Genomic DNA, 4,696 nt, shown 5'->3' with positions numbered 1-4,696 from the left:
GAAACCTAGGTCAAAGACCAACTACGCTTGGGGAGAGGAGACCTCTATTTTTCCTGGCTCCGGCAAGGGATAACAAGTCACCTCGTTGAAACAAGAATCCCCGTCCTTCCAGGGCGGGGAGTGTCAAACAATTAACAATATGCTTCAAACCTATTCATGATTGTTGGGAGAGGCGTTTGACTGGTTCACCCCCTAATAAGTTATGGGCATCTTCCAGAAAAGCTGGTATTTGATCAGCATGAGGACTGTTACGCAAACATTGGCTCAGGTCTAATTCTCTGAGCCGATTGGCTGGGGCACCAGGAAACCAGTGACCCCCATTAGTTAAGAGGTTGTAGCGCATTTTCGCATACTCTACGAGATCGTAAGCGATCGCTAAATTCCTCAACCACAAAATCACTGGAATATTTATACCCCCTGGAGTTTCTGAATGGGTGGGTAAACCAATGTGCCAACTTCGGAACCAGTCTTCTCCCAATTTTGCGATCGCTTCTGACTCCAAACGCTCTAAAATCGGCGGTAATATTTCCTCTGAGCGCTCCAGAAGTTCTACAGCTTTAAGGTGTTCATCAAAATCTGATGGTCGAGATGCCCCTAGACTCAACGTATGCACCTGGGGATGGCTCAAACAAAACAAATCATTAAACACCATTGGGCTAAGGGGAGCACAAAGTTCCACTAACCGTTGTGGTGGTTTATAGAGCATACCCCCTTTATCGGAAGGGCTAATGATGAACACCCCCATATCGTGACGAGTAGCGGCTTCAATGGCAGGCCAATTTAACTGATTAATGTAATACCAGTGCAAGTTAACGTAGTCAAACTGGTCCGTTTCAATGGTTTTAACAATCACATCTGTAGGACCATGAGTCGAGAATCCAATAAACCGTACCTTCCCCTCTGCTTTAAGCTGTCGCGCTACATCTAAATAACCACCAGGACGGATAGTATCATCTAGCAACTCAGGGGTATTAATCCCATGGATTCCCAGTAGGTCAACATAGTCAAGTTGTAATAAAGCTAGGGATTGATTAAACTTACGACGAAATTCTTTGGGGTCAGGCTTAGGATTAACTTTAGTCTGAACAATCAGTTGTTCTCGGGGAAATTTTGGCAAAATCTCTCCTAATTGCATTTCAGAAGTACCGTAGCCACGAGCAGTTTCTATGTGATGAATGCCAAGCTCTAGAGAACGGCGGATTGTTGCTTCCAAATTCTGTTGATGATCTTGGGGAATTTGCTCCTTGGGAACATCCTGCCACTTGAACTGGTATCGCATACCACCACAGGAAAAGACTGGCATCTGTAATTCTGTACGCCCAAATCTTCGATATTGCATCATAAACCTGCTTTGAATCACCCAGCTGCTAGTGTCTGCTCTTTGAGCATCTAACTATTTTTAGATTACTTTACAACGTCAGCATTCAGCCGTTAGCATTCAGCCGTCAGTATTCAGCCGTCAGCTTCAGCCGTCAGCATAGTGTAGCTTACCCATAGCCCATAAGCAGATCAAGTAGTGTGCGCTACTTGATCTGCTACTTGATCTGCTATCAGGTATCAGCCAAAGGCTGTGGCCAAGCTATGGGAATAGTTTATCCCCGTAGTGCATGCTACACCGAACAGCTTTTGAATAAAATAAACTGACAGCTGACAGCTGACGGCACCTCAAATAGCATCTCAAGTAGCGCATATGCTTACCAGGCTCCAATGTTTTGGCATAAAAAAATCTAGCGTTTACCAAGCTAATCAGGTACAATGAGGATAGCTCAGATAATTCTCCTAAAAAACCATGAAAGCCTACTCTGTTGACCTTAGACAAAAAATTATTGATGCTTATAATCAAGGCAATATCTCTCAACGTAAGCTTGCTCAACAGTTTAATGTTGCCTTAAGCTTTGTTCAAAAATTACTCAAACAGTATCGAGAAACCGGAAATATTGCTCCCAAAGTTAGAACTAAACAAACTCCGATAAAACTTACCCCAGAGCAATTAAATATTCTCCGAGATCTTGTCATCAAAAACCAGGATGCTACGTTAGATGAACTCCGGATTTGGTTAGCCGAAGAAACGGGAGTTTTAATTGGTCGTTCCACAGTCGATCGAATGATTAAACGTTTGAATTTAACCCGTAAAAAAAACATTATACGCCACAAAAATAGGCACAAATAAATTCAAAAATAATCTTTATATTTCCTGGATAATGGATACTAGTGCAATGGGGAATCGTGGTCATATTACTGATTCCCCATTACCTCATGCCAATCACCAAAATTTAGGGACTATTTGATAAGTGATTAACCAGACTTAATCTCAAATCTCTTTAGCTGCCTGCTGAATCAGATGACGAGCAACAGTTTGAATCCCAGTATGCTCATAACAATTGGTGCTAGCGTCTAGAAATGCCGCTACATAGTCTAACTTGTCATCAGCAACTTCTATAAAGCCACCCAGACGGTCAAACAGTGACTCAGGGCTTAACCCAGTAGAGGAAATTAAATTATCCATCCAGTCACCAACTGCATCAAACGTGTTACTGATAAATCCCTGTTTATCGGATTCAGGAATTGAGTCACTGATAGCTGCAAAGGCAGGATTGTCTCCTAGAGCGGACTCCCCTCCTTCATCCAGACTATTTCGTACTTTAGACATGAAGTCAGCACCGAGAGGAATTAGACCATCGATGCAAACTAAGGCTACCATCCGCATCAGAGCTTCCTTATGATAGTTTTCTGCCACAGAAGCAGCAAAATCTACCGGATTAAAACCAAGGCCGTGAATCTTGCTATGAGCGATCAGTTCTCCGACTAGTTTTATGCTCAAGTCAACAGATTGAACGGTGTCAGCTTTGGGAGTCAGTCTGTCTAAGAATGGAATCCAGCTGAAGGTATCCCCAACTTTGTCAGCTAAAGCCGCTGCTGCGATCGCTGTGTCAGTCTTGTCAAGAGTTTGGTAAATCCAGATAGCTGTTTGGTATCCCTGATCAGGGTCTTCGTACAGCTCAAGGGCGCGTACGCGAATTGACTCAATCACATCTGGATCTGTTTCCCCTGTAACTGAGCTAATTGTATTGTCAAAACCGACGAGATTTTCCCATTCCCCCGGAACAACAAAATCCAGTACATTCAGGATTTTTACGGTTATATTATCCGTTGGAAGTTCGTCAACTAATTCAATAATTGATTGACCCATTTTCAGTTGTTTTAACTATAAACTTCTCTCAGGAAAACATACACCATTGTAAATGTCAATTGTGAATAAAGTATGAAAACAATCCTAATCTAATCGGCATTGCTTAGGGAGCATACTGAGCCAAACTAATTAACGTCAAAGTCTACAGGTGCGACCCGTGGCGAATTTAATTCGCCAACGGAAAGCGCACCTCAGGAAATTCAGGAGAACTTGGTTCAGCTTCTAGCAGTGCGGCAACTCCATCCCCCTTGAGCTGATTACCAATTACTAATAGCTTTTTGCCAGTAACATTGTAAATGTCATAACGTTCATTGCCTTCAAAAAGGTTATTTCCAGGAGTACTAGCAGTGCCTAAATCTGGCTGAGATTGGCTAATCGCTACCAAGCCATCCCGACTATTGTTGATAATTTGGTTCTCGCGCAGCACAGGACGTGCAGACCCTTCAATCACCACCCCGTCAATGTTGTCACGAATCTGATTATTTACTACCAAGGGTGAACTGTTGCCCCCTATCGCCAAACCATGACCGGTTTGCTCAATAATATTGCCCCGGATTTCTCCTGTTGCTTCCCGAGTTACAGATATACCGTTTCCTTGGTTATTGGCAAAACGATTATTTTCAATCAGAGGGTTTCCTTTACCACTAACAAACACTCCTTCCCGATGGCTATTGATAAAGGTATTGTTGCGAATGATGGGATTGGTGGATTCTACCCACACACCACTCCCTCTGGTATTAGGATTAGTAATAGTTAGTCCCAGAATCTGAGCATCTTGAGCTGCCAATATCGTTACATTCTGACCTGCCCACGTGCGACTGAGGTAAAGACCGCCACCAATTATAACTACTCCTTCACCTCTAGGGGACTTGTTTCCCTGGAGAATCATGCCAGGTTTGAGTTTAAGGGGAAAGGTTTCTCCCTGTTCAACGGTGTACTGACCTGGCGCTAGCTGGATAGTAGCTAAGGGACGAGCTTGCTTTAAGGCATAGGTAATGGTTTTGAAGGGATTAGCAGTGGTTAGACCAGCGTTTTCCGTGTCTGTACCCTGTTGAGAATCCACGTACAAAATTTGCTTGATCGCTGGTGGCGACTGCCTAGGGTTCGGTCTCGGTAAGGTACGACTAGGAAAATTGTCTGGTGTTGGTCTACTTATCCGGTCAGATGAATCCCATTGTTCACAGCCTGTTACAGCTAAAGCAATAATTAATCCAGCAGCAACTAATACAAAGTTAGGGGATTCAGTTAGCTTAGAAACTTTGTATTGCAGCATTGTCAAGGTCAGTACTCAACTGGATGGAATTAAAATTTTCTTCAAGTATTATTAACTATTATTCTAGTAGATATTATTCTAGTACTATTCTATTGAACATTTTGCACCTTTTTGAGTATAGACGTTCCATGGAACGTCTATACTAATCACTGATCATTTAGGGTGAGCAGTTACCACTACCCTAGTCAATTTCTTCAGCAGCACGAAGAATTAAATGACGCGCAACGGTTTGA

4 protein-coding genes are annotated in these 4,696 nt (G+C 42.9%); 1 reads left to right on the top strand and 3 read right to left on the bottom strand.

Features of this window, described 5'->3' with window-relative positions; translation table 11 throughout:
• Nucleotides 1–154 precede the first annotated feature (154 nt).
• The gene (locus F6K37_RS32420; protein ID WP_008190635.1) at nt 155–1,339 is read right to left on the bottom strand and encodes an aldo/keto reductase; all 1,185 of its coding nucleotides are present in this window, start codon (nt 1,337–1,339) and stop codon (nt 155–157) included.
• A 450-nt stretch (nt 1,340–1,789) separates the two neighbouring features.
• Between F6K37_RS32420 and F6K37_RS32415 the strand changes: the two genes are divergently transcribed.
• Nucleotides 1,790–2,170, top strand: a complete 381-nt coding sequence (locus tag F6K37_RS32415) for a helix-turn-helix domain-containing protein (protein ID WP_008190637.1) — start codon at nt 1,790–1,792, stop codon at nt 2,168–2,170.
• Nucleotides 2,171–2,311: 141 nt separating this feature from the next.
• Here F6K37_RS32415 and F6K37_RS32410 read toward each other — a convergent pair whose 3' ends face one another.
• Nucleotides 2,312–3,190, bottom strand: a complete 879-nt coding sequence (locus F6K37_RS32410) for a hypothetical protein (RefSeq protein WP_008190639.1) — start codon at nt 3,188–3,190, stop codon at nt 2,312–2,314.
• A 166-nt stretch (nt 3,191–3,356) separates the two neighbouring features.
• Nucleotides 3,357–4,463 (bottom strand): DUF1565 domain-containing protein, encoded by a 1,107-nt coding sequence (locus F6K37_RS32405; RefSeq protein ID WP_287254742.1) that lies wholly within the window; start codon nt 4,461–4,463, stop codon nt 3,357–3,359.
• Between the last annotated feature and the right edge of the window lie 233 nt (nt 4,464–4,696).

Origin of the sequence: Moorena sp. SIO4E2 (assembly GCF_010671945.1) — a bacterium.
Taxonomy (GTDB): domain Bacteria; phylum Cyanobacteriota; class Cyanobacteriia; order Cyanobacteriales; family Coleofasciculaceae; genus Moorena; species Moorena producens.
Note: the sequence above shows the minus strand (reverse complement) of the source record. Positions and strands in the feature narration are given on the sequence as shown.

Bases quoted from the DNA above. Each gene is read 5' to 3' on its own strand.
- F6K37_RS32415 (WP_008190637.1), top strand. From the start codon at position 1,790: ATGAAAGCCTACTCTGTTGACCTTAGACAAAAAATTATTGATGCTTAT.
- F6K37_RS32405 (WP_287254742.1), bottom strand. From the start codon at position 4,463: ATGCTGCAATACAAAGTTTCTAAGCTAACTGAATCCCCTAACTTTGTA.
- F6K37_RS32420 (WP_008190635.1), bottom strand. From the start codon at position 1,339: ATGCAATATCGAAGATTTGGGCGTACAGAATTACAGATGCCAGTCTTT.
- F6K37_RS32410 (WP_008190639.1), bottom strand. From the start codon at position 3,190: ATGGGTCAATCAATTATTGAATTAGTTGACGAACTTCCAACGGATAAT.